The sequence below is a fragment of the Pseudomonas sp. GM55 genome (assembly GCF_000282395.1).
Lineage (GTDB): Bacteria > Pseudomonadota > Gammaproteobacteria > Pseudomonadales > Pseudomonadaceae > Aquipseudomonas > Aquipseudomonas fluorescens_CC.
Genome location: NZ_AKJJ01000137.1, coordinates 15,827 through 36,032, shown reverse-complemented (window position 1 = coordinate 36,032; position 20,206 = coordinate 15,827). Strand labels below are relative to the sequence as shown.

At 59.3% G+C, this 20,206-nt stretch carries 22 protein-coding genes and 4 tRNA genes; 15 read left to right on the top strand and 11 right to left on the bottom strand.

The window, feature by feature from the left end:
- A complete protein-coding gene (locus PMI31_RS30405; protein ID WP_008022461.1) occupies positions 1 to 234 on the bottom strand; it encodes a PP0621 family protein in 234 nt (77 codons plus the stop codon).
- A 124-nt stretch (positions 235 to 358) separates the two neighbouring features.
- Positions 359 to 1,381 (bottom strand): outer membrane protein assembly factor BamD, encoded by a 1,023-nt coding sequence (locus PMI31_RS25930; protein ID WP_008022460.1) that lies wholly within the window; start codon positions 1,379 to 1,381, stop codon positions 359 to 361.
- A gap of 151 nt (positions 1,382 to 1,532) precedes the next feature.
- On the opposite strand from PMI31_RS25930, the gene rluD reads away from it, so the two are divergent.
- The 7 genes from rluD (at position 1,533) to PMI31_RS25895 (ending at position 6,627) form a co-directional block, all read left to right on the top strand.
- Positions 1,533 to 2,495: a 23S rRNA pseudouridine(1911/1915/1917) synthase RluD gene (rluD, locus tag PMI31_RS25925; protein WP_008022459.1), complete on the top strand. Its 963-nt coding sequence runs from the start codon at positions 1,533 to 1,535 to the stop codon at positions 2,493 to 2,495.
- Positions 2,492 to 3,217, top strand: a complete 726-nt coding sequence (gene pgeF, locus PMI31_RS25920) for a peptidoglycan editing factor PgeF (RefSeq protein WP_008022458.1) — start codon at positions 2,492 to 2,494, stop codon at positions 3,215 to 3,217. Before rluD ends, pgeF begins: the two co-directional genes overlap by 4 nt.
- A 130-nt stretch (positions 3,218 to 3,347) precedes the next feature.
- Positions 3,348 to 5,912, top strand: coding sequence for an ATP-dependent chaperone ClpB (clpB, locus tag PMI31_RS25915; protein WP_008022457.1), 2,565 nt, complete (start codon positions 3,348 to 3,350; stop codon positions 5,910 to 5,912).
- A 300-nt stretch (positions 5,913 to 6,212) separates the two neighbouring features.
- A tRNA-Asn gene (locus tag PMI31_RS25910) sits at positions 6,213 to 6,288 on the top strand.
- A gap of 9 nt (positions 6,289 to 6,297) precedes the next feature.
- A tRNA-Pro gene (locus tag PMI31_RS25905) sits at positions 6,298 to 6,374 on the top strand.
- Positions 6,375 to 6,379: 5 nt separating this feature from the next.
- A tRNA-Lys gene (locus PMI31_RS25900) sits at positions 6,380 to 6,455 on the top strand.
- Positions 6,456 to 6,550: 95 nt separating this feature from the next.
- Positions 6,551 to 6,627 (top strand) — tRNA-Pro (locus tag PMI31_RS25895).
- 158 nt (positions 6,628 to 6,785) lie between these two features.
- Here PMI31_RS25895 and PMI31_RS25890 read toward each other — a convergent pair.
- Genes PMI31_RS25890 through PMI31_RS25875 form a run of 4 tightly spaced genes read right to left on the bottom strand, consistent with a single transcriptional unit; the run spans position 6,786 to position 9,520 of the window.
- The gene (locus tag PMI31_RS25890) at positions 6,786 to 8,084 is read right to left on the bottom strand and encodes an NAD(P)/FAD-dependent oxidoreductase (protein WP_008022455.1); all 1,299 of its coding nucleotides are present in this window, start codon (positions 8,082 to 8,084) and stop codon (positions 6,786 to 6,788) included.
- A 60-nt stretch (positions 8,085 to 8,144) separates the two neighbouring features.
- Entirely contained in the window at positions 8,145 to 8,318 is a 174-nt protein-coding gene (locus PMI31_RS25885) for a DUF3094 domain-containing protein (RefSeq protein ID WP_008022453.1), read from the bottom strand.
- Between the two features lie 51 nt (positions 8,319 to 8,369).
- A complete protein-coding gene (locus tag PMI31_RS25880; protein ID WP_008022452.1) occupies positions 8,370 to 8,897 on the bottom strand; it encodes an MOSC domain-containing protein in 528 nt (175 codons plus the stop codon).
- The gene (locus PMI31_RS25875; protein ID WP_007970534.1) at positions 8,894 to 9,520 is read right to left on the bottom strand and encodes a DUF1780 domain-containing protein; all 627 of its coding nucleotides are present in this window, start codon (positions 9,518 to 9,520) and stop codon (positions 8,894 to 8,896) included. Before PMI31_RS25875 ends, PMI31_RS25880 begins: the two co-directional genes overlap by 4 nt.
- Positions 9,521 to 9,739: 219 nt before the next feature.
- Here PMI31_RS25875 and PMI31_RS25870 point away from each other — a divergent pair, with 219 nt between their 5' ends.
- Genes PMI31_RS25870 through PMI31_RS25860 form a run of 3 tightly spaced genes read left to right on the top strand, consistent with a single transcriptional unit; the run spans position 9,740 to position 13,592 of the window.
- Positions 9,740 to 11,083 carry an aromatic acid/H+ symport family MFS transporter gene (locus tag PMI31_RS25870; protein WP_008022450.1) on the top strand — a complete coding sequence of 448 codons (1,344 nt, stop codon included), beginning with the start codon at positions 9,740 to 9,742 and terminating at the stop codon, positions 11,081 to 11,083.
- Between the two features lie 3 nt (positions 11,084 to 11,086).
- Positions 11,087 to 12,307, top strand: coding sequence for a benzoate/H(+) symporter BenE family transporter (locus tag PMI31_RS25865; RefSeq protein ID WP_008022448.1), 1,221 nt, complete (start codon positions 11,087 to 11,089; stop codon positions 12,305 to 12,307).
- Positions 12,308 to 12,323: 16 nt separating this feature from the next.
- Positions 12,324 to 13,592: an OprD family porin gene (locus tag PMI31_RS25860; protein ID WP_008022446.1), complete on the top strand. Its 1,269-nt coding sequence runs from the start codon at positions 12,324 to 12,326 to the stop codon at positions 13,590 to 13,592.
- A gap of 9 nt (positions 13,593 to 13,601) precedes the next feature.
- Here PMI31_RS25860 and PMI31_RS25855 read toward each other — a convergent pair whose 3' ends face one another.
- Positions 13,602 to 13,844 (bottom strand): DUF2790 domain-containing protein, encoded by a 243-nt coding sequence (locus tag PMI31_RS25855; RefSeq protein ID WP_008022445.1) that lies wholly within the window; start codon positions 13,842 to 13,844, stop codon positions 13,602 to 13,604.
- 121 nt (positions 13,845 to 13,965) lie between these two features.
- Here PMI31_RS25855 and PMI31_RS25850 point away from each other — a divergent pair, with 121 nt between their 5' ends.
- Positions 13,966 to 14,898: a LysR family transcriptional regulator gene (locus PMI31_RS25850; protein WP_008022443.1), complete on the top strand. Its 933-nt coding sequence runs from the start codon at positions 13,966 to 13,968 to the stop codon at positions 14,896 to 14,898.
- 128 nt (positions 14,899 to 15,026) lie between these two features.
- Positions 15,027 to 15,716, top strand: coding sequence for an energy-coupling factor ABC transporter permease (locus PMI31_RS25845; protein WP_008022441.1), 690 nt, complete (start codon positions 15,027 to 15,029; stop codon positions 15,714 to 15,716).
- A gap of 34 nt (positions 15,717 to 15,750) precedes the next feature.
- Here the strand turns inward: PMI31_RS25845 and yacG are convergent, their stop codons facing one another.
- Genes yacG through PMI31_RS25825 form a run of 4 tightly spaced genes read right to left on the bottom strand, consistent with a single transcriptional unit; the run spans position 15,751 to position 18,659 of the window.
- Complete coding sequence (yacG, locus tag PMI31_RS25840) at positions 15,751 to 15,951, bottom strand: DNA gyrase inhibitor YacG (protein ID WP_008022439.1); 201 nt, start codon at positions 15,949 to 15,951, stop codon at positions 15,751 to 15,753.
- The gene (gene coaE, locus PMI31_RS25835) at positions 15,948 to 16,571 is read right to left on the bottom strand and encodes a dephospho-CoA kinase (RefSeq protein WP_008022437.1); all 624 of its coding nucleotides are present in this window, start codon (positions 16,569 to 16,571) and stop codon (positions 15,948 to 15,950) included. Before coaE ends, yacG begins: the two co-directional genes overlap by 4 nt.
- Positions 16,568 to 17,440: a prepilin peptidase gene (locus PMI31_RS25830; protein ID WP_008022434.1), complete on the bottom strand. Its 873-nt coding sequence runs from the start codon at positions 17,438 to 17,440 to the stop codon at positions 16,568 to 16,570. Before PMI31_RS25830 ends, coaE begins: the two co-directional genes overlap by 4 nt.
- Position 17,441: 1 nt before the next feature.
- A complete protein-coding gene (locus tag PMI31_RS25825) occupies positions 17,442 to 18,659 on the bottom strand; it encodes a type II secretion system F family protein (RefSeq protein WP_008022432.1) in 1,218 nt (405 codons plus the stop codon).
- A 227-nt stretch (positions 18,660 to 18,886) separates the two neighbouring features.
- Between PMI31_RS25825 and PMI31_RS25820 the strand changes: the two genes are divergently transcribed.
- The 3 genes from PMI31_RS25820 (at position 18,887) to PMI31_RS25815 (ending at position 20,095) form a co-directional block, all read left to right on the top strand.
- On the top strand, positions 18,887 to 19,300 hold the full coding sequence (locus PMI31_RS25820; RefSeq protein WP_008022430.1) for a pilin: 414 nt from the start codon (positions 18,887 to 18,889) through the stop codon (positions 19,298 to 19,300).
- Between the two features lie 65 nt (positions 19,301 to 19,365).
- Positions 19,366 to 19,653 carry a hypothetical protein gene (locus PMI31_RS31125; RefSeq protein ID WP_238539322.1) on the top strand — a complete coding sequence of 96 codons (288 nt, stop codon included), beginning with the start codon at positions 19,366 to 19,368 and terminating at the stop codon, positions 19,651 to 19,653.
- Between the two features lie 85 nt (positions 19,654 to 19,738).
- Positions 19,739 to 20,095 carry a BON domain-containing protein gene (locus tag PMI31_RS25815; RefSeq protein WP_008022426.1) on the top strand — a complete coding sequence of 119 codons (357 nt, stop codon included), beginning with the start codon at positions 19,739 to 19,741 and terminating at the stop codon, positions 20,093 to 20,095.
- Positions 20,096 to 20,206 lie beyond the last annotated feature (111 nt).

The following is a 20,206-nucleotide window of genomic DNA, read 5'->3' as shown; positions in this document are numbered from 1 at the left end:
TCAGCGGCCACTGGAGCCCTTGTCTTGCTCGAGATGAGCCTGGCTGCAATACCACCGTTGGTCGAGGCTCAGCGCGCGGTCACGGGGCAGGTGAACGCCGCAATGGGCGCAACGGACCATGGGCGCAGCTTCCCGCTCAGTAGGGGGGCTGGGGGTGGAAGCCTGCCCCTTGAGCTTGCGCCAGAACCATACTGCAGCGGCAATCAGGGCAATCCAGAACAATAAACGAAGCATGGTGAGCTGCTTTTCGGTGGATGATCCGGCAGTTTAGCCAAGGACCTGTCAGGCGCACAGTGCAATAAATCGCTGAAATAAAAAAGGGAGACTCGAAAGTCTCCCTTTTTGCACAACCCGAGTGTCAGTCGAACACGCCGAAGGTCATGTAGCTGAACCACGAGCGGTCGCTGCTGTTGCCTTCCGCTTCGTGATCTTCTTCTTCGATCGCGTCGCCATTGGTGTCTTTAGGCTTGAGTTCGGCCGGGATTGCATCCTTGGCGTCCTGGAACTGCCTCTGCACGTCCTGGTTGGCGCGGGTTTCGCCCGGTGGCAGCGGCGGACGGGACTCGATCAGGCCCAGGGTCGCCTTACTCAGCCACGAACGGTTGTCGGCTTCGGCCACGGTCGGCACGAACTGACCGTCCACCAGCGTCGGGTGGTTCGGGTAGTTGAGCTTCAGGGTTTCCAGGCTGGTGGCCGCCAGGTCGTCCAGGTGCAGGCGCTGGTAGGACTCGGTCATCACTGCCAGGCCGTCGCCGACCGAAGGGGTTTCCTGGAAGTTTTCCACCACGTAACGACCGCGGTTCGCGGCGGCGACATAGGCCTGACGGGTCAGGTAGTAGTCGGCCACGTGAATTTCGTAGGCCGCCAGCAGGTTGCGCAGATAAATCATGCGCTGCTTGGCGTCTGGTGCGTAGCGGCTGTTCGGGAAGCGGCTGGTCAGCTGGGCGAACTCGTTATAGGAGTCGCGGGCGGCACCCGGGTCACGCTTGGTCATGTCCAGCGGCAGGAAGCGCGCCAGCAGGCCGACGTCCTGGTCGAAAGAAGTCAGGCCCTTGAGGTAGTAGGCGTAATCGACGTTCGGATGCTGTGGGTGCAGGCGAATGAAGCGCTCCGCAGCGGACTTGGCCGCCTCTGGCTCGGTGTTCTTGTAGTTGGCGTAGATGAGTTCGAGTTGTGCCTGATCGGCATAACGACCGAACGGATAACGCGATTCCAGAGCCTTCAGCTTGGCGATGGCACTGGTGTAGCTACTGTTGTCCAGGTCTTTTTGAGCCTGTTGGTACAGCTCGACTTCACTGAGGTTTTCGTCTACGACTTCCTTCGATGAGCAAGCAGCGGTCAATGCGAGGATGGCGATCAGCAGCAGGTGTTTCACTTGCATGGCGGCTTGCGTCCCTATGACGGCCGCTGTCTTGGGCGTGGCCGTCCTGTTATGATGAGCGCCCCGTTGAATAGCCTCGGGGCAAAAGACGCCGTATTTAACCACAAGCGCGCAGCCGAAACCAAAGGCTGTGCCGACGCCTAGTCTGAGCATGTCCGATAAAATTGAACTCCGCGCAGAGGTGCCGTCCGAATTGGGCGGCCAACGCCTCGATCAAGTCGCCGCACAATTATTCGCTGAGCACTCGCGCTCGCGCCTTTCCGCCTGGATCAAAGACGGCCGCCTGACTGTGGATGGGGCGGTTATCCGCCCGCGAGACATCGTTCACGGTGGCGCCATCCTTGAGCTGACTGCCGAGCAGGAAGCTCAGGGCGAATGGGTCGCTCAAGACATTGCCCTGGACATCGTCTATGAAGACGACGATATCCTGGTGATCAACAAGCCTGCGGGCCTGGTGGTACACCCGGCTGCCGGTCACGCCGACGGCACCTTGCTCAACGCTTTGCTGCACCACGTGCCGGACATCATCAATGTGCCCCGCGCCGGTATCGTGCATCGCCTGGACAAGGACACCACCGGTCTGATGGTGGTGGCCAAGACCATTCAGGCGCAGACGCAACTGGTTGCACAGTTGCAGAGCCGCAGCGTCAGCCGTATCTATGAATGCATCGTGATCGGTGTGGTGACAGCCGGTGGCAAGATCAATGCGCCAATCGGTCGTCACGGCCAGCAGCGCCAGCGCATGGCCGTGATGGAAGGTGGCAAGCAGGCCGTCAGTCATTACCGCGTGCTCGAGCGCTTCCGCTCCCATACTCACGTGCGGGTGAAGCTGGAAACCGGTCGTACGCACCAGATTCGCGTGCACATGGCGCACATCAACTACCCGTTGGTCGGAGACCCTGCCTACGGCGGTCGCTTCCGTATTCCGCCGGCGGCCAACCCGACCATGGTCGAATCGCTGAAAAACTTCCCGCGTCAGGCGCTGCATGCGCGTTTCCTGGAACTGGATCATCCGACCACCGGTCAGCGCATGAGCTGGGAATCACCGTTGCCGGAAGATTTCGTCTGGCTGCTGACCCTGCTCAAGCAAGACCGCGAGGCGTTCATCGGATGAGTGACTGGCTGATTCCTGACTGGCCCGCGCCGGCCGGGGTCAAAGCCTGTGTCACCACCCGTGCGGGCGGCGTCAGTGTGGCGCCGTTCGACAGCCTCAATCTTGGCGATCATGTCGATGACAGCCCTGAAGCTGTTGCCGAGAATCGCCGTCGTCTTACCGATCATTTCTCCATTCGACCGGCCTGGCTGCAGCAGGTCCACGGCATTGCCGTGGCCCATGCCGATCCAGGCCGGGTGGACACCGCCGATGCCAGTTGGACGTCGACACCCGGTATCGCCTGTACGGCGATGACTGCGGACTGCCTGCCGACATTGTTTTGCGACCGTGCCGGTACCCGCGTAGCAGCGGCCCATGCCGGTTGGCGCGGGTTGGCGGCGGGCGTGCTGGAAGCCACCCTCGACAGTCTGGCGGTGCCACCTGCCGAGGTACTCGTCTGGCTCGGTCCGGCCATCGGCCCGCAAGCCTTTGAAGTCGGCCCGGAAGTGCGCGAAACCTTCGTGCAGCAACTGTCGCAAGCGGCAGAAGCCTTTGTACCGAGCCAAAACCCCGGCAAGTTCATGGCCGACATCTATAGGCTGGCCCGCTTGCGTCTGGCGGCTCGCGGTGTCACCGCTGTCTACGGTGGCGGTTTCTGCACCGTGACCGATCCGCGCTTTTTCTCTTACCGCCGTAATCCACGCACCGGTCGATTCGCCTCCCTGATCTGGCTCACCCACTAAGCTTTCCTGACCTGCATCAACGTCCCGACGCTTGAAACTCCCAGAATCGACCACATCTATTGTGCTATCTGGCAGGTTTCTTCATTCAGGATGTTTTATAGGTCCGGCCTGCTCAAAAGGAAGGTGACCCATGCGTATAGACCGTTTAACCAGCAAATTGCAGTTAGCGTTGTCCGATGCCCAATCCCTGGCTGTCGGCCACGATCATCCGGCCATTGAACCGGCGCACTTGATGCAAGCCTTGCTCGAGCAGCAGGGCGGCTCGATCAAGCCCCTGCTGATGCAGGTGGGCTTCGACATCAACAGCCTGCGTAAAGAGCTGACCAAAGAGCTCGACCAGCTACCGAAAATCCAGAATCCGACCGGCGACGTGAACATGTCGCAGGATCTGGCGCGCCTGCTCAACCAGGCCGATCGTCTGGCGCAACAGAAAGGCGACCAATTCATCTCCAGCGAGCTGGTGCTGCTCGCCGCCATGGACGAGAACAGCAAGCTCGGCAAGCTGTTGCTCGGCCAGGGCGTGAGCAAGAAAGCCCTGGAAAATGCGATCAACAACCTGCGCGGTGGCGAAGCTGTCAACGACCCCAATCACGAAGAGTCCCGTCAGGCTCTGGATAAATACACCGTCGACCTGACCAAGCGCGCCGAAGAGGGCAAGCTCGATCCGGTGATCGGCCGTGACGATGAAATTCGCCGGACCATCCAGGTGTTGCAACGTCGTACCAAGAACAACCCGGTGCTGATCGGTGAGCCTGGCGTGGGTAAAACCGCCATCGCCGAAGGCCTGGCCCAGCGCATCATCAATGGCGAAGTGCCGGATGGCCTCAAGGGCAAGCGTCTGTTGTCCCTGGACATGGGGGCGCTGATTGCCGGTGCCAAGTATCGCGGTGAGTTTGAAGAGCGACTCAAGGCGTTGCTCAATGAACTGTCGAAGCAGGAAGGGCAGATCATTCTGTTCATCGACGAACTGCACACCATGGTCGGCGCCGGCAAGGGCGAGGGCTCGATGGATGCGGGCAACATGCTCAAGCCGGCTCTGGCCCGCGGTGAGCTGCATTGCGTGGGCGCCACGACGCTCAACGAGTATCGCCAATACATAGAGAAGGACGCTGCGCTCGAGCGACGCTTCCAGAAAGTGCTGGTGGATGAGCCGAGCGAAGAAGACACCATCGCCATCCTGCGTGGCCTCAAGGAGCGTTATGAGGTTCACCACAAGGTGGCGATCACCGACGGCGCGATCATTGCCGCGGCCAAGCTCAGCCATCGTTACATCACTGACCGGCAGTTGCCGGACAAAGCCATCGACCTGATCGATGAAGCGGCCAGCCGCATCCGCATGGAGATCGACTCCAAACCGGAAGTGCTGGACCGTCTGGAACGTCGCCTTATTCAGCTGAAGGTGGAATCCCAGGCGCTGAAGAAAGAAAGCGACGATGCGGCGAAAAAGCGTCTGGAAAAACTGCAGGACGAAATCGCTCGTCATGAGCGTGAGTATTCGGATCTCGAAGAAATCTGGAATTCGGAAAAAGCCGAAGTCCAGGGTTCTGCACAGATCCAGCAGAAAATCGAACAGTCCCGTCAGGAACTGGAAGCGGCCCGCCGCAAAGGCGACCTGAACCGCATGGCCGAGTTGCAGTACGGGGTGATCCCGGACCTGGAGCGCAGCCTGCAAATGGTCGACCAGCATGGCAAAAGCGAGAACCAGTTGCTGCGCAGCAAGGTGACTGAGGAAGAAATCGCTGAAGTCGTATCGAAGTGGACCGGAATTCCAGTGTCGAAGATGCTCGAAGGCGAGCGTGAAAAACTGATGAAGATGGAAAGCCTGTTGCACCAGCGTGTGATCGGCCAGGATGAAGCGGTGGTTGCGGTTTCCAACGCGGTGCGGCGTTCGCGTGCCGGCTTGTCCGACCCGAATCGCCCCAGCGGCTCGTTCATGTTCCTCGGCCCGACCGGTGTCGGTAAAACCGAGCTGTGCAAGGCGCTGGCCGAATTCCTCTTTGATACTGAAGAGGCGATGGTGCGGATCGACATGTCCGAGTTCATGGAGAAACATTCCGTGGCTCGCCTGATCGGTGCGCCACCGGGCTACGTGGGGTACGAAGAGGGCGGTTACCTGACTGAGGCCGTGCGTCGCAAGCCGTATTCGGTGATCCTGATGGATGAGGTCGAGAAAGCGCACCCTGATGTGTTCAACATCTTGCTGCAAGTGCTTGAAGACGGTCGCCTGACCGACAGCCATGGCCGCACGGTGGACTTCAAGAACACCGTGATTGTCATGACCTCCAACCTGGGGTCGGTGCAGATCCAGGAACTGGTCGGTGATCGTGAGGCGCAGCGTGCAGCGGTGATGGATGCGATTTCCAGCCACTTCCGGCCGGAGTTCATCAACCGGGTCGACGAAGTGGTGATCTTCGAGCCGTTGGCGCGGGATCAGATCGCCGGCATTACCGAGATCCAGTTGGGTCGTCTGCGCAGCCGCCTGACCGAACGGGAGCTGAAGCTTGAACTCAGCCCTGAAGCCATGGACAAGCTGATTGCGGTCGGTTACGACCCGGTGTACGGCGCACGGCCGCTCAAACGAGCGATCCAGCGCTGGATCGAGAACCCGCTGGCGCAGCTGATCCTGTCCGGTCGATTCATGCCGGGCGACACGGCTCATGGCGTGGTGGAAAACGACGAAATCGTCTTCGTTTGATCCGGATCGGCAACAAAATTGAAAAGGCCTCGCATTGTGAGGCCTTTTTTTCGTTAGGCTGTTGAACTCAAAGGAAAAGGCTTGTAAAGTGCGCCCCGCAGTAAGTCACCCGCCAGGGTTTCCGCTCACTGGGCAGGAATCCAAAATAAGTTGCAAATCATTAACTTGAAAGCAATTTAGGGGGTTGACAGAGGTTCTGAAGATTGTAGAATAGCGCGCCTCAGACACACGAACGCAGCGATGCAAACGGGTTGAAGAGAACGCAGTAAAGCTTCAAAGTTGTAAATTGAAATGTGTAGTTCCGTGATAGCTCAGTCGGTAGAGCAAATGACTGTTAATCATTGGGTCCCAGGTTCGAGTCCTGGTCACGGAGCCAATTTCAAACCGGGGTATAGCGCAGTCCGGTAGCGCGCCTGCTTTGGGAGCAGGATGTCAGGAGTTCGAATCCCCTTACCCCGACCATTTTTGGGTCGTTAGCTCAGTTGGTAGAGCAGTTGGCTTTTAACCAATTGGTCGTAGGTTCGAATCCCACACGACCCACCATTTTTGAAACCAGGTTAAACTGGAATCGAATCTTAAGATCAGACGCCAAAAGCTCTGTTCGCAGAAGGCGCCTCTCGAAGGTGCCTTTTTTTTACCGGGGTATAGCGCAGTCCGGTAGCGCGCCTGCTTTGGGAGCAGGATGTCAGGAGTTCGAATCCCCTTACCCCGACCATATTAAAAATCCTCGTATCGAAAGATACGGGGATTTTTTTTGTCCGGATTCCAGGGGCAAAGGTGAAGCATTCGCTGGCAAGCCAGCTCCTACAGAACTGCATCAATCCTGTAGGAGCTGGCTTGCCAGCGAAGAGGCCCTTTCAGGCGCCGCAGATCTTAATGCAGCTTCAGCCGCGGCTCAGTCCCACGTCCGATCTTGCTGCCCAGCATCAGCATCGCCGTGCGGAACGGTCCGTACAGCGCCATCTGGTGCATGCGGTACAGCGACACGTAGAACATCCGCGCCAGCCAGCCCTCAAGCATCACGCTGCCGGTGAGGTTGCCCATCAAGTTACCCACAGCCGAAAAACGCGACAGCGAGATCAGCGAGCCGTAGTCGGTGTACTTGTACTCCGGCAGTGGCTTGCCTTCGATGCGCAGTTTCAGCGATTTGGCCAGCAACGAAGCCTGTTGGTGAGCAGCCTGGGCACGTGGCGGCACATTGCGGTCGCTGCCTGGTTGAGGGCAGGCGGCGCAGTCACCGAAGGCGAAGATGTTCTCGTCGCGGGTGGTTTGCAGGGTCGGCAGTACTTGCAGCTGATTGATGCGGTTGGTTTCCAGGCCGTCGATGTCCTTGAGGAAGCCCGGTGCGCGAATCCCCGCGGCCCAGACTTTCAGGCTGGCCTTGATTTCATTGCCGTCGGCGGTGATCAGGCTGTCGGCCGTCACTTCGCTGACAGCGGCATTGGTCATGACGTTGACCCCGAGTTTCTCCAGGGTTTTATGCACAGGTCCGCCAATCCGCTCTGGCAGCGCCGGCAGGACTCGTGGTCCGGCTTCGATCAGGGTGATGTGCATGTTTTCCGGCTTGATCCGGTCCAGGCCATAGGCTGCCAGTTCATGGGCGGCGTTGTGCAGCTCGGCGGCCAGCTCGACCCCGGTGGCACCGGCGCCGACGATGGCCACGCTGATTTGCTCGATCGTGTCGGTCTGACCGGCGTGAGCACGCAAGTAGTGGTTGAGCAGTTGCTGGTGGAAACGCTCGGCCTGTTTACGCGTGTCGAGGAACAGGCAGTGTTGCGCAGCGCCCTGGGTGCCAAAATCGTTGGTGGTGCTGCCGACGGAGATCACCAGCGAGTCGTAAGGCACTTCGCGGGCTGGCACCAGTTCCAGACCGGCTTCGTCATAGGTGGCGGCCAGCTGGATTTTTTTCTTCGCGCGATCGAGCCCGCTCATGCGCCCCAGCTGGAACTCGAAATGGTTCCATTTGGCTTGGGCGACATAGTTGAGTTCGTCTTCGGAAGAGTTCAGGGAACCGGCCGCCACTTCGTGCAACAACGGTTTCCAGATGTGGGTCAGGTTCGCGTCGACCAGCATCACACTGGCCGTGCCACGCTTGCCCAGAGTCTTACCCAGACGGGTAGCCAACTCCAGACCGCCGGCGCCGCCGCCAACGATGACAATACGATGAGTCATGGGGATATCTCGCAAGGCTAAAAGAAATCGGTACAGTCAACCGCGCGAGCGCAAGGCAGCTCATAGCGTCAGGTAACTGATAAATCGGCTCAACAGGCCCAGACCAATGGTCACTGCCAATACCAGTACAAGGAGCATCCACGGCCGGAAAGGCCGGCGCTCGACTTGGTGCTGGGACAACTGCAGGTACTCTTCGACATGCTTTTGGTCGTCGGGGTTCAGGCGGCTGGTCATAAAGGCCTCGTCAGGTAGACGTAGCTGAATGTGTAGAAGCTACAGGCTGATTTAACGAACGTTGAACGGAGCATAGCCGCTGTCCGCAAGGGGCTCGACGCTCACCGTATCGTCCAGGCGAATGATTCCACTTTGTAACACTCGGGCAGTGATTCCGCCATGTCCGCGCACGGCCTGAAAGGTGCCGATGCCCAGGTTGCTTTCAAGGCGCGCGCAGGGTTGGCACCAGCCAGTGGTTTCAAAGGTTGCCTGGCCAATCCGGAAGCGGCGGCCCTTGAGGCTGAACAGATTGATGCCACTGATAACGAGATTGCGCCGTAGATCTTCAGGCCGGAGCGGGTGATCGTGCGCACGGCCCATCAACGAACTGATCACCGCCAGGTGCTCCCACTGAATCAGCGTGACCTGCCGCGCATTGCGCACGCCGGGGCGGGCGTGGTCGCCGGTCAGGCCGGCCTCGAGGCGCGCTTCCACGGCCTCGAGTGCAAGCATCGGCGAGCGTGATTGCGGGCGCACGCCGATCCAGCGTACACGACCTTGTTGCGGCACCTCGGCGATCAGCTCCTGCAACGGGCTCACAGGCTGATCCCGACGTCAAAAACGATGCTGCGCCCCAGGTTGCTGCGCAAGAAGTCCGGCGCATCCGGGTGAGCGAACAGCACGCGGGCAAATGTCGGCCCGACCAATGACAGCGAGCGCCAGCCCTGGCGCAGGTATTCGGTCGGCGGCGGGAAATGGCTGTTGAGGTCCAGCACTTCGCGTTTGAGGCTGGCGAAGGCAATGATGTCCAGCTCACCCAGATCCATGCCACGCTCTTTGTAGTTGTGCGCTTTTTTGCGCAAGGTCGGCGCCAATCGCAGCAAGAATTCGTTGGCGGGGATGCGTCGTGGCTTGGCCTCGCGGCGCACCAGTTGGCTCAGGGAAAACGCGCTGCGTCGGCGTTGCAATTCGTCGCGCCATTCATCGTTGAGGCGCCGGCCTTCGTCGAGCACGAAGAACACCTCGAAACTGGCATCGCGAAACAACACATCCGGCGGTTCCCCGGCGGGGGCGAATTCATCGGCACGATAGGGAATGTTCAAGCCTTGCAGCAGGCGCTGGCAAACCCAACGCTCACGCTCCCATTTGCGGGCGTTGGACAGGAACGCGTTGGCTTGCTCGGCCGCGATGGTCAGCAGGCGTAAATAATCTGAGTCATCCATAGGCCCAAGCTTAGCGTTCAAATGTGATCGCAAAGAAGACAATTTGTCGGAGAGGGCCAATGCCTCCCGTCCCCATGCCCGTTTCAGGGCCCTGCACAAAATGGATAGAGATCTGCGCGCACTGGATATTGCCGCGTATCGGGTGGCTCTACCCTCGGCTGTACGGACGTAAGCCGTGTTACCGACGCTCTAAAAAAACAACAACAAGAGATATATGCCATGCGCAAGATCGACGTACATGAGGTTATCGACAACGCTCGCTTCAACCGCTTTCACTGGATGGTGCTGTTCTGGTGTGCCCTGATCATCATCTTCGACGGTTACGATCTGGTGATCTACGGCGTGGTCTTGCCGATGCTGATGAAAGAGTGGGGGCTCAGTCCTTTGCAGGCCGGTGCACTGGGCAGCTATGCACTGTTCGGCATGATGTTCGGCGCACTGTTCTTTGGCCCGTTGTCGGACAGGATCGGCCGCAAGAAGGCGATCACGATCTGCGTGATGCTCTTCAGTGGCTTCACCGTACTCAATGGTTTCGCCCGAAACCCCACCGAGTTCGGTCTCTGTCGCTTCATTGCCGGGCTCGGCATTGGCGGCGTGATGCCTAACGTCGTGGCACTGATGAACGAGTACGCGCCGAAAAAAATCCGCAGCACGCTGGTCGCGATCATGTTCAGCGGTTACTCGGTGGGCGGCATGCTGTCCGCCGGACTGGGCATTGTGCTGATCCCGGGTTTCGGCTGGCAGTCGGTGTTTTACGTGGCGGTCCTGCCGTTGCTGTTGTTGCCGCTGATCATGTATTTCCTGCCCGAATCGGTGGGTTTCATGTTGCGTCAGGGGCGTAATGAGGAGGCGCGCAGTATTCTCCAGCGGATTGATCCGGCCTACGTCGCGCAAACGTCTGACCAATTGCACATGGCCGAAGTGAAAGGCACGGGCACTCCGGTGTTGCAGTTGTTCCGTGAAGGCCGTGCGCTGCGCACGCTGATGCTGTGGCTGGCGTTTTTCTGCTGCCTGTTGATGGTGTATGCGCTGAGTTCCTGGCTGCCAAAACTGATGGCCAACGCCGGTTACAGCCTGGGCTCGAGCCTGTCGTTCCTGCTGGTGTTGAACTTCGGGGCGATCTTCGGCGCGGTCGGTGGCGGGGTGCTGGGCGACAAACTCAATCTGCCGAAAGTGCTGGCGGTGTTTTTCGCCATGGCGGCGGTGTCGATCACTCTGTTGGGCTTCAACAGCCCGATGCCGGTGTTGTACCTGCTGATCGCCGTTGCGGGTGCCACCACCATTGGCTCGCAGATTCTTTTGTACGCCTGCGCCGCGCAGTTTTACGCCATGACGATTCGCTCTACCGGTCTGGGCTGGGCATCGGGCATTGGGCGCAACGGGGCCATCGTCGGTCCGCTGCTGGGTGGTGCGTTGCTCGGGATCAGCTTGCCCCTGCAACTGAACTTCATGGCGTTTGCCTTGCCCGGTGCGGTGGCGGCCCTGGCCATGACCGTGTTCGCCATCAGCAGTCGACGCAGCGCTGCTGGCGTCAACCCTGCGTTGTCAGCGACCGGTGCCTGAATCATGAAAGCGTTTTTCCAGGACTTCTCGTTGTCAGCCGCCGTGGCTGGATTCATTGCCACGGTGATTTCCTATGCCGGCCCATTGGTGATCATCTTTCAGGCGGCAGAAGCGGCACATCTTTCGCGGGAAGTGTTGTCGTCCTGGATCTGGGCGATCTCCATTGGCAGCGCCGTGCTCGGTATTGCTTTGAGCCTGCGCTACCGAGTTCCGGTGATCATCGCCTGGTCGGCGCCGGGCTCGGCGTTGCTGGTGACGCTGTTGCCGGACATCTCCATGGCGGAGGCGGTGGGGGCTTATCTGGTCAGTAGCCTGATCATTTTCGTGGTCGGCATTTCGGGCGCTTTCGACCGGATCATCAGCAAGCTGCCCGCAGCCATCGCGGCGGCGATGCTGGCGGGGATCCTGTTCAGTTTCGGCACCGGGTTGTTCGTGTCGATGCAGCACCAGCCGTTGCTGGTCCTGGCGATGTTTGCCAGTTACCTGATCTGCAAGCGGGTGATGCCGCGTTATGCGGTGATGATGGTGCTGCTGGTGGGTTGCTCGATTGCCGCGTTCACCGGTGAATTGCATCGTGAAGTGCTGGTGATCGGCCTGGCCACACCGGTGTGGATCACGCCCGAATTCAGTCTGGGTGCGATCCTGAACATCGCCTTGCCGCTGGTGATGGTGGCGCTGACCGGTCAGTTCGTGCCCGGCATGGCGGTGCTACGCGCCAGTGGGTATCCAGTGCCGGCGAGCCCGATCATCGCCAGTAGCGCGCTGGGCACGGCACTGCTGGCGCCGTTTGGTTGCCATGGACTGAATCTGGCGGCGATCACCGCGGCGATCTGCACCGGTCGCGAATCCCACGAAGATCCTCGCAAACGCTACGTGGCCGGGGTCGTCGGCGGCCTGTGCTACCTGCTGCTGGGGATCTTCGGCGCCACGCTGGTCTCGCTGTTTTCAGCATTCCCCAAAGAGTTGATCGCGGCGTTGGCCGGGCTGGCCTTGTTCGCCGCCATAGCCGGTGCATTGACGGGAGCGATGGCTGTGCCGAGCGATCGTGAAGCCGCGCTGGTGACCTTTCTGGTCACGGCTTCGGGCATGACGTTGTTCGGATTGTCCGCGGCGTTCTGGGGGCTGATTTTCGGCATGGTTACCCATGTGTTGTTGAGCGCTCGTCGTCCCGTTCCCCGTCGCAAATCCACTGCAACTGAAGTCCTTCAACCAGTCGATCAATAACAATAAGAGAAAAACGATGAAACAGATTCTCCCAACAACCGGTTCGGCGTTGTCCCTGGCTGTCGTCTCGGGTTTTTCCACGGGTGCGATGGCCGCTGAAAAAGGCTTCATCGAAGACACCACCGCAACGTTGCAGGCGCGCAATTACTACTTCAGCCGCGACTATTCCGACATCGTCGGCGCCAACCAGCAATCGAAGGCTGAAGAGTGGGCCCAGGGTTTCATCCTCAACGTGAAGTCCGGATACACCCAGGGCACCGTCGGGTTTGGGGTGGATGTCATCGGCTTGCTCGGCCTCAAGCTCGACAGCGCTCCGGACCGGACCAATACCGGTTTGCTGCCGGTGCAGAGCGACGGCCGCGCGGCGGACAACTACAGCCGGCTGGAAGGCGCGTTGAAGATGCGCTACTCCAAAACCGAGCTGAAAGTCGGTGAGCTGCAACCCAATCTGCCGGTGTTGGCATTCAGCGATATTCGCCTGCTGCCACCGAGTTATCAGGGCGCAAGCATCACCTCCAACGAGATCAATGGCCTGACGCTGCAGGGTGGTCACTTGAGTTCAACCAGCCTGCGCAACGAGGCTGGCGACGAAAAGATGCAAGCGATGCTGGGTCACGTGCCGCAGCGTCAGGTCAGCAGTGACGGTTTCAATTTTGCCGGCGCTGATTATGCGTTCAATGACAAGCGCAGCTCGGTCAGCGCCTGGTACGGGCAGCTGGAAGATATCTACAACCAGCGTTTTCTGGGTTTAAAACACAGTGAGCCAGTGGGCGACTGGATCCTCGGCGCCAACCTCGGTTACTACGATTCGCGCGAGGATGGCAAGAAACTGCTGGGCAACATCGACAACCAGGCGTTCTTCTCGTTGCTGTCGGCCAAGCGTGGCGGCCATACGTTTTACGTCGGCTATCAGGGCATGTTCGGCGACAGTGCATTTCCACGGGTATTTGCCAACATCTCGCCGCTGGGCAACGAAGTGCCGACCTATGAGTTCGCCTTCACCGATGAACGTTCCTGGCAGGCGCGCTACGACTACGATTTCGCGGCGCTAGGCGTACCGGGGTTGACCAGTACCCTGCGCTACATCAGCGGCAACAACGTCGATACCGGAAAGGGTTTCGAAGGCAAGGATCGCGAGCGTGACCTGGACCTCGGCTATGTGTTGCAGAGCGGCAGCCTCAAAGGTCTGGGCATTCGCGTGCGCAATGCGATGGCGCGTTCCAACTACCGCAGTGATATCGACGAGAACCGCTTGATCCTCAGCTACACGTGGACCTTGCTGTGAACCCATCGATCACAGGTTGCTGGTGCAATCACCCATGACGTTGTAGGTCACGCGGTGGGTCTGGCCCTGATGATCAACATACACCATGGTCGCCGGTACGACCCCGCACGCGGTCGCAGTGTCTGACACCGAAACCACGCTGGCGATGTCCAGTGCCTGCTCCGGGTTGTACAGGACCGCGAGGGGTTCTTTGTCAGCGGCCATGGCCGAGGTGGCGATGACGGTCAGCAACAGGCTGATCAACGTTTTCATGTTGGCGTGCTCCGTGTCGGTTCTGATGTCTGAATTTTAGTCCTGGCCACCAACGGATAAAGGGGCGAACGGCGGATGCAGCCTTACATAAAACGTAACAGTCATCGCCCGAGGAGGGCTTATGGATGTGCTTAACAACTTGCGCGTGTTCATCCGGGTGGTGGACTGCGCCAGTTTCACCGGGGCTGCCGATGCGCTGGATCTGTCGACCGCGCAGGTATCCCGATTGGTGGCGGATCTGGAGGAACATGTACAGGCGCGCCTGCTGCAACGCACCACGCGGCGCTTGAGCCTGACCGACGCCGGCGAACGCTTCCTGCTGCGCAGTCGGCAAATTGTCGAAGCCATGGATGAGGCGACGGCCGAGGCCCGTGGCGCTCATATCAAGCCGGCCGGACGCCTGCGGGTGCACAGCATGAACGGCCTGGGTGTGCTGCTCACGCCGTTGATCGCCCGCTACAGCGAGCTGTATCCGGATGTGGTGTTCGAGCTGACCTTGTCGCAACGCAATCCCGATCCGCTGGAGGAGGGGCACGATGTGGTGATTTCGATAGCTCCGGAACTGGCCGACTCGCAAATGGTTGCGCAGGCCGTCGGGCAAATCTACAGCGTACCCTGTGCCTCCCCGGACTACCTGCACCGCCGGGGCGTGCCGCAGCAGCCGCTGGCGCTGAGCGATCATCAATGCCTGCGCATGCTCGACCCGCTGTACGGCGATCAATGGCTTTTCCAGGACGAGCACGGCGAGCACGCCGTCAGCCCGGCCAAGACCTTTCAGTGCAATGTTGCCGAGTCGATGGTCAAGGCTTCGGAGGCGGGCATGGGCATCAGCCTGCTGCCTTTCTACACCGCGACGCGGCCCTTGAGCGATGGTACTTTGCTGCGCGTGTTACCTGCATGGCGTCTGCTCGAGCGCAATGTGTATGCGCTGTATCCTTCGCGACGCTTTCTCGATGCCAAGGTCCGCACCTGGGTGGACTTTCTCAAGTCTGAACTACCGAAGCTGTTCGCCGAGCATGACGCGGTGATGAAGGATCCGCGGCATTGGGCTTGAAGTCGAAGGGCCTGCGAGCGGCGGTGTAGACTGAGTGTCTGTTGTCTTTCGCCAAGGAGTCGCGCGTAGATGTGCACACCAGGGTCAGCGGGCATCGTGCCATGGCGCACACGGGAGTGTGTTGAACCATGATTGGTGCGCAGTTGCTGTCATCGGAAACCCTTGCGGCCGGCTGGCTGATCTATGTGCCGGTGTTGATCTGGGCGGTCTGTCGCGCGCCGTGGGTTGAACTGTTCACCGACAGCCGTCGTCAGCATCTGCTGTTTGGAACGGTGTTTGCGCTGTTTCTGCTGTGGCTGATGCGGCAGGATTTCGATACCGGCGTGTCTTATCACCTCATCGGCATGACGGCGGTAACCCTGCTGCTGGACTGGCCGCTGGCGCTGGTCGGCGGGTTGGTTGCACAAACGGGGCTGGTGTTGCTCGGCCGACAGGACCTGGCGGCGGTCGGGGTCAATGGTGCGCTGTTGATTGCGCTGCCGGTGCTGGTCACCGAGTGCTGCGCCATTCTGGTGGAACGTGCGCAGCCACGAAATCCCTTCGTGTATATCTTCGTTTCCGGATTCTTTGCCGCCGCACTGTCGGCGTTGCTGTGCCTGCTGCTGGGGCTGTGGTTGCTGTGGTTCGATGAGCGTTTCGAAATGCCATATTGGCTCGAGGATTTTGTCGGTTACCTGTGGCTGATCATTTTCCCCGAGGCGTTTATCAACGGCATGGTGGTCAGTGCGCTGGTGGTGTTCTGCCCGGAATGGCTGGAGACGTTCAACCGCACACGCTACCTCTCGGCCCCCTGGAAGGACGACGATCCCAAGTCCTGATTCACATCAAAGCCTGAAATCGCCACGGTCGGGATCAGTGACGCGGGTCGAAATCACCGCTGAACAACTCGTCCTCGGCATCGGGCGCCACTGGAATCTTGTGTTCTTCGGACGCCCAGGCACCCAGGTCGATCAGTTTGCAGCGGTCGGAGCAGAATGGCCGGAATTTGCTCTCGGCAGTCCATTCCACGGGGGCGCCACAGGTTGGGCATTCGACGGTTGTTGGTTGGCTCATGACTGGCCTCCACGCAAAGTAAGATAAAAGTGATGCAGGCGTTCGACCTCGCTGTGCAGCCAGGCAAGGTCGCGGTCATTGATCACGACGTCGTCGGCATGGCTCACGCGATCCTGGCGACTGGCCTGGGCCTTCAGGATCGCCCGGACTTGCTGTTCGCTGGTCTGGTCACGTTGCAGGGTGCGTTCAACCTGCAATAGTTCCGGGGCATCGATCACCAGCACGCGTTGGGTCATGGCGTATTGCCCGGACTCGATCAGCAGCGGCGAAACCAGAATCGCATAAGGTGATTTTGCCAGCGCCAGGTGGTGAGCGATTTCCTCGCCGATCAGTGGATGCAGGAGGGCCTCCAGCCAGCGGCGTTCTTCAGGCACTTCGAAGATCAATTTGCGCAGCGCTGCGCGGTCCAGTTGTCCGTCGCTCTGCAACACGCCGGGGCCGAAGTGCCCGGCGATCAGTGCCAGTGCCGGGCGGCCAGGTTCAACGACCCAGCGAGCGGCATGATCGGCGTCGACCACATGCACGCCCAGATCGATGAAGTGCTGGGCGGCCGCGCTTTTGCCGCTGCCGATGCCGCCGGTCAGGCCGAGAATCCAGGGTTTTTCCACAGGGCTATTCATTTCAAACCGACAAACTGCCAATAAAGGTCGGTTATTTGACCACCCCAGAGCAACGCAATCCAGCCGGCAATGGCCAGATAGGGACCGAAAGGGATCGGCGTCGAAGTTTTTGCATTGCGCCAGCGCAGCAATATCATCCCGATAATGGCACCCACCAGCGAGGACAGCAGGATGGTCAGTGGCAAAATCTGCCAGCCACCCCAGGCGCCCAGCATCGCCAGCAGCTTGAAATCACCGTAGCCCATGCCGTCCTTGCCCGTGACCAGCTTGAACAGCCAGAACACCGCCCACAGCACGCTGTAGCCGGCTATTGCCCCCCAAAGCGCCTCGTGCAATGACACGAACAGGCCGAAACTGTTGACGATCAACCCCAGCCATATCAACGGCAGCACCAGCACGTCCGGCAATATCTGATGTTCGGCGTCGATCAGGCTCATCGCCAGCAACCCCCAACTCAGGATCAGCATCAGGCCAGCTGGCCAACCGAAGCCGAAATGCCAGGCCACAAACGCCGACAGCGCGCCACAGGCCAGCTCGATCAACGGATAGCGCGGGCTGATCGCTGCTGCACAGGATGAACAGCGCCCGCGCAACAACACATAACTGAGCAGCGGAATGTTTTCCCAGGCACGGATCCGGTGACCGCAGTGCGGGCACTGGGAATGGGGCAGCAGCAGGTTGTAGGTCGGCACCGGCGTTTCGCCGGGCAGCCCGAGAATGTCATGGGCCTGCACACGCCACTCGCGTTCGAGCATTTTCGGCAGGCGCCAGATCACCACATTGAGGAAACTGCCAACCAGCAGGCCGGTGATGCCTGCGAGAAGGACAAAGGCCAGCGGATAGTGAATCAGGATTTCATTCAAGGGCATGTCAGATCGCTGAGCCGAGTTGGAAGATGGGCAGGTACATGGCAACTACCAGTCCACCGACGATAACACCCAGCACCACCATGATGAACGGCTCCATCAGGCTGGTGAGGTTATCGACCATGTTATCGACGTCGTTTTCGTAGAAATCCGCGACTTTTTCGAGCATATCGTCCAGGGTGCCGGACTCTTCGCCGATGGCGGTCATCTGTATGGCCATGTTCGGAAACACGCCCGAGGTGCGCATGGCGAAATTCAATTGCATGCCGGTCGAAACGTCCTGCCGGATGCGCAACACGGCGCGCTTGAACACGCTATTGCCGGTCGCACCGGCCACTGATTCCAGGGCCTCCAGCAGTGGCACGCCGGCAGCGAATGTAGTCGACAGTGTGCGGGCGAACCGGGCCACGGCGGACTTGTAAATCAACGTGCCCACCAGCGGCAGCTTCAGCAGCCAGGTGTCCATCCGGTCACGAAAGGCCGGGGATGTCCTGAGGGCGTGGCGCACACCGAAGACCGTTGCGATCAGCGCACCAAGGACCGTCCACCACCAGGCCTGCATGAATTGCGACAGGCCAATGACCATCACGGTGAAGGCCGGCAGCTCGGCGCCAAAGCCTTTGAACACCGACTCGAACTGCGGTACGACATTGACCAGCAGAATCCCGGTGACAATCACCGCGACGAACACCACCACCAGCGGATAGGTCATGGCTTTCCTGATCCTGGCCTTGAGGCTTTCGCTTTTTTCCTTGTAGGTCGCGACCCGCTCCAAAAGGGTGTCGAGGGCCCCGGCCTGCTCGCCGGCATCCACCAGGTTGCAATACAGTTCATCGAAATACCGGGGCTTCTTGCGCAGGGCGGTGGCGAAGCTGTTGCCGGCCGCGACTTCCTGTTTCAGCTCATCCACCAACTGGCGCATGGCCGGATTGTCGAAGCCTTCGCCGATGATGTCGAACGACTGTAACAAGGGCACACCGGCCCTCATCATCGTCGCCATTTGCCGGGTGAACAGGGCAATGTCCTGGGCCTTGATGCGCTTGCCCATGTGGAAAACCGAATGGTTTTTCTTGCGAACCTTGCCCGGATTGATGCCTTGCTTGCGCAGTTTTGCCTTGAGCAACGCCGGGTTTTGAGCGCTGAGCTCACCGGTTACCTTTGTGCCTTTGCGGTCGATGCCTTCCCATGCATACACGCTGATTTTCGCTGCCTTGACCGCCATGTTCAGTCCTGGGTAATCCGGTTGAGTTGCTCTTATAGCCTAGTCAATCAACGGAGCCAAACCAGCAAGGGTGAGGTGACAAAAAACGTCAGATAGTGCTGATCCTGGTAGTGAGAAAGGGCTTTGCCGCCGCCACGGCCCCAGCCAACAGGGGGCTTTTGCCTTGGCACAGGCTGTGCTGCCAAGGGGCAGATCATGAGCTTTCGACTCATGCATGGAGCCTGTATATGAATCAAAAAGGTTTTACCCTGATCGAGTTGCTCGTTGTGGTGGCGATCGTCGGGATCCTGACAACACTGGGTCTGCCGATGTATTCCAAATACCAGGCCCGGGCCAAAGTCACGGCGGCGCTGGCCGAGCTGACTGCGATGAAGGTGCCGTTCGAGGATGTGGTCAATCAGGGGGATACCCCGACCATTGCCAATGTGGCGCCCGCCGGCGCGGCTTCGACTATCCACTGCGCCCTGTCTGTGACGGCTTCGACTCCGGAGGGGGAGGGATCGATCGTTTGTACGTTGCAGAATGCCCCGGGGACGGTCCTGGGCAAGACCGTCGTCCTGACACGGGATGAAACCAAAGGCTGGTCGTGTAAAAGCACCGTATCCCGGGACTACTTGCCGAAAGGGTGTTCCGCAACGTGAATTACTGAATCAAGCCAGCCACGTATCAAAAATAGTATTGCAATGTAGGAGCGAGCTTGCTCGCGATGGTCGTTAACGATGCCGCGTGGTTACTGACGAAACGCAGCGCTCTTGAATTCATCGTCGGATCGCCGCCCGGAGCAAGCTCACTCCTACAGCGGATCATCACCGCCATCGCGGGGTCCGACCTGTCGTCAAAAGTTTCAGAGCAGCGTAGAAATTCAGGATCTCAGGAACTTTCCATAAACCCGCAACTTGCATGCAGTGTTTCGGCGTCTCGTGCATTTTGCATGATTCCGAAAATCGGCTTTCTTTATAAATTATTGATTTATAAGGGTTTATTGTCTTTATAAAAACTGGCACAGCGTTCGCAATACCCTGGGTAACCCTGCCGACATGACACCCGGCAGACTTTTCGGAAAAACAGGAGTTACTCGTATGAAGAAGTTCGCTATCGCTGCCGCTACTGCCACCGCGTTGACTCTGACCATGGCAAATGCGGCATTCGCCCAGACCACTCAAGCCACCCAGTCTCCAATGACCCTGGCGGCGGGTGAAATGACCAAGGCTAAAGAAGCTACTTCCGATACCTGGATCACCACCAAAGTCAAAGCCGACCTGATGACCGAAAAAGGCATTCCAGGTACCGACATCAAGGTTGAAACCAACAAAGGCGTGGTATCGCTGTCGTCGACCGCTGCCGTGACCGATTCGCAAAAAGACATGGCTGTGGCCATCGCCAAGAAAATCAAAGGCGTCAAGGCGGTCTCCGCTGACGGCCTCAAAGCTGAATAAGACAGGCTTCTCGCCTGGACCGGGAGAGGGCGCGACAGACGGGCCGAGTCATACGTCTGTTGCAACCTGGGAGTTCATGCGAACGGCCAAACGGAGTTAGGCCACCACAGG

Bases quoted from the DNA above. Each gene is read 5' to 3' on its own strand.
- PMI31_RS25830 (WP_008022434.1), bottom strand. From the start codon at position 17,440: ATGCCCTTGAATGAAATCCTGATTCACTATCCGCTGGCCTTTGTCCTT.
- PMI31_RS30405 (WP_008022461.1), bottom strand. From the start codon at position 234: ATGCTTCGTTTATTGTTCTGGATTGCCCTGATTGCCGCTGCAGTATGG.
- clpB (WP_008022457.1), top strand. From the start codon at position 3,348: ATGCGTATAGACCGTTTAACCAGCAAATTGCAGTTAGCGTTGTCCGAT.
- PMI31_RS25865 (WP_008022448.1), top strand. From the start codon at position 11,087: ATGAAAGCGTTTTTCCAGGACTTCTCGTTGTCAGCCGCCGTGGCTGGA.
- PMI31_RS25850 (WP_008022443.1), top strand. From the start codon at position 13,966: ATGGATGTGCTTAACAACTTGCGCGTGTTCATCCGGGTGGTGGACTGC.
- PMI31_RS25870 (WP_008022450.1), top strand. From the start codon at position 9,740: ATGCGCAAGATCGACGTACATGAGGTTATCGACAACGCTCGCTTCAAC.
- PMI31_RS25890 (WP_008022455.1), bottom strand. From the start codon at position 8,084: ATGACTCATCGTATTGTCATCGTTGGCGGCGGCGCCGGCGGTCTGGAG.
- PMI31_RS25815 (WP_008022426.1), top strand. From the start codon at position 19,739: ATGAAGAAGTTCGCTATCGCTGCCGCTACTGCCACCGCGTTGACTCTG.
- coaE (WP_008022437.1), bottom strand. From the start codon at position 16,571: ATGAATAGCCCTGTGGAAAAACCCTGGATTCTCGGCCTGACCGGCGGC.
- yacG (WP_008022439.1), bottom strand. From the start codon at position 15,951: ATGAGCCAACCAACAACCGTCGAATGCCCAACCTGTGGCGCCCCCGTG.
- PMI31_RS25885 (WP_008022453.1), bottom strand. From the start codon at position 8,318: ATGACCAGCCGCCTGAACCCCGACGACCAAAAGCATGTCGAAGAGTAC.
- pgeF (WP_008022458.1), top strand. From the start codon at position 2,492: ATGAGTGACTGGCTGATTCCTGACTGGCCCGCGCCGGCCGGGGTCAAA.
- PMI31_RS25825 (WP_008022432.1), bottom strand. From the start codon at position 18,659: ATGGCGGTCAAGGCAGCGAAAATCAGCGTGTATGCATGGGAAGGCATC.
- PMI31_RS25860 (WP_008022446.1), top strand. From the start codon at position 12,324: ATGAAACAGATTCTCCCAACAACCGGTTCGGCGTTGTCCCTGGCTGTC.
- PMI31_RS25845 (WP_008022441.1), top strand. From the start codon at position 15,027: ATGATTGGTGCGCAGTTGCTGTCATCGGAAACCCTTGCGGCCGGCTGG.
- rluD (WP_008022459.1), top strand. From the start codon at position 1,533: ATGTCCGATAAAATTGAACTCCGCGCAGAGGTGCCGTCCGAATTGGGC.
- PMI31_RS25855 (WP_008022445.1), bottom strand. From the start codon at position 13,844: ATGAAAACGTTGATCAGCCTGTTGCTGACCGTCATCGCCACCTCGGCC.
- PMI31_RS25875 (WP_007970534.1), bottom strand. From the start codon at position 9,520: ATGGATGACTCAGATTATTTACGCCTGCTGACCATCGCGGCCGAGCAA.
- PMI31_RS25930 (WP_008022460.1), bottom strand. From the start codon at position 1,381: ATGCAAGTGAAACACCTGCTGCTGATCGCCATCCTCGCATTGACCGCT.
- PMI31_RS31125 (WP_238539322.1), top strand. From the start codon at position 19,366: ATGGTCGTTAACGATGCCGCGTGGTTACTGACGAAACGCAGCGCTCTT.
- PMI31_RS25820 (WP_008022430.1), top strand. From the start codon at position 18,887: ATGAATCAAAAAGGTTTTACCCTGATCGAGTTGCTCGTTGTGGTGGCG.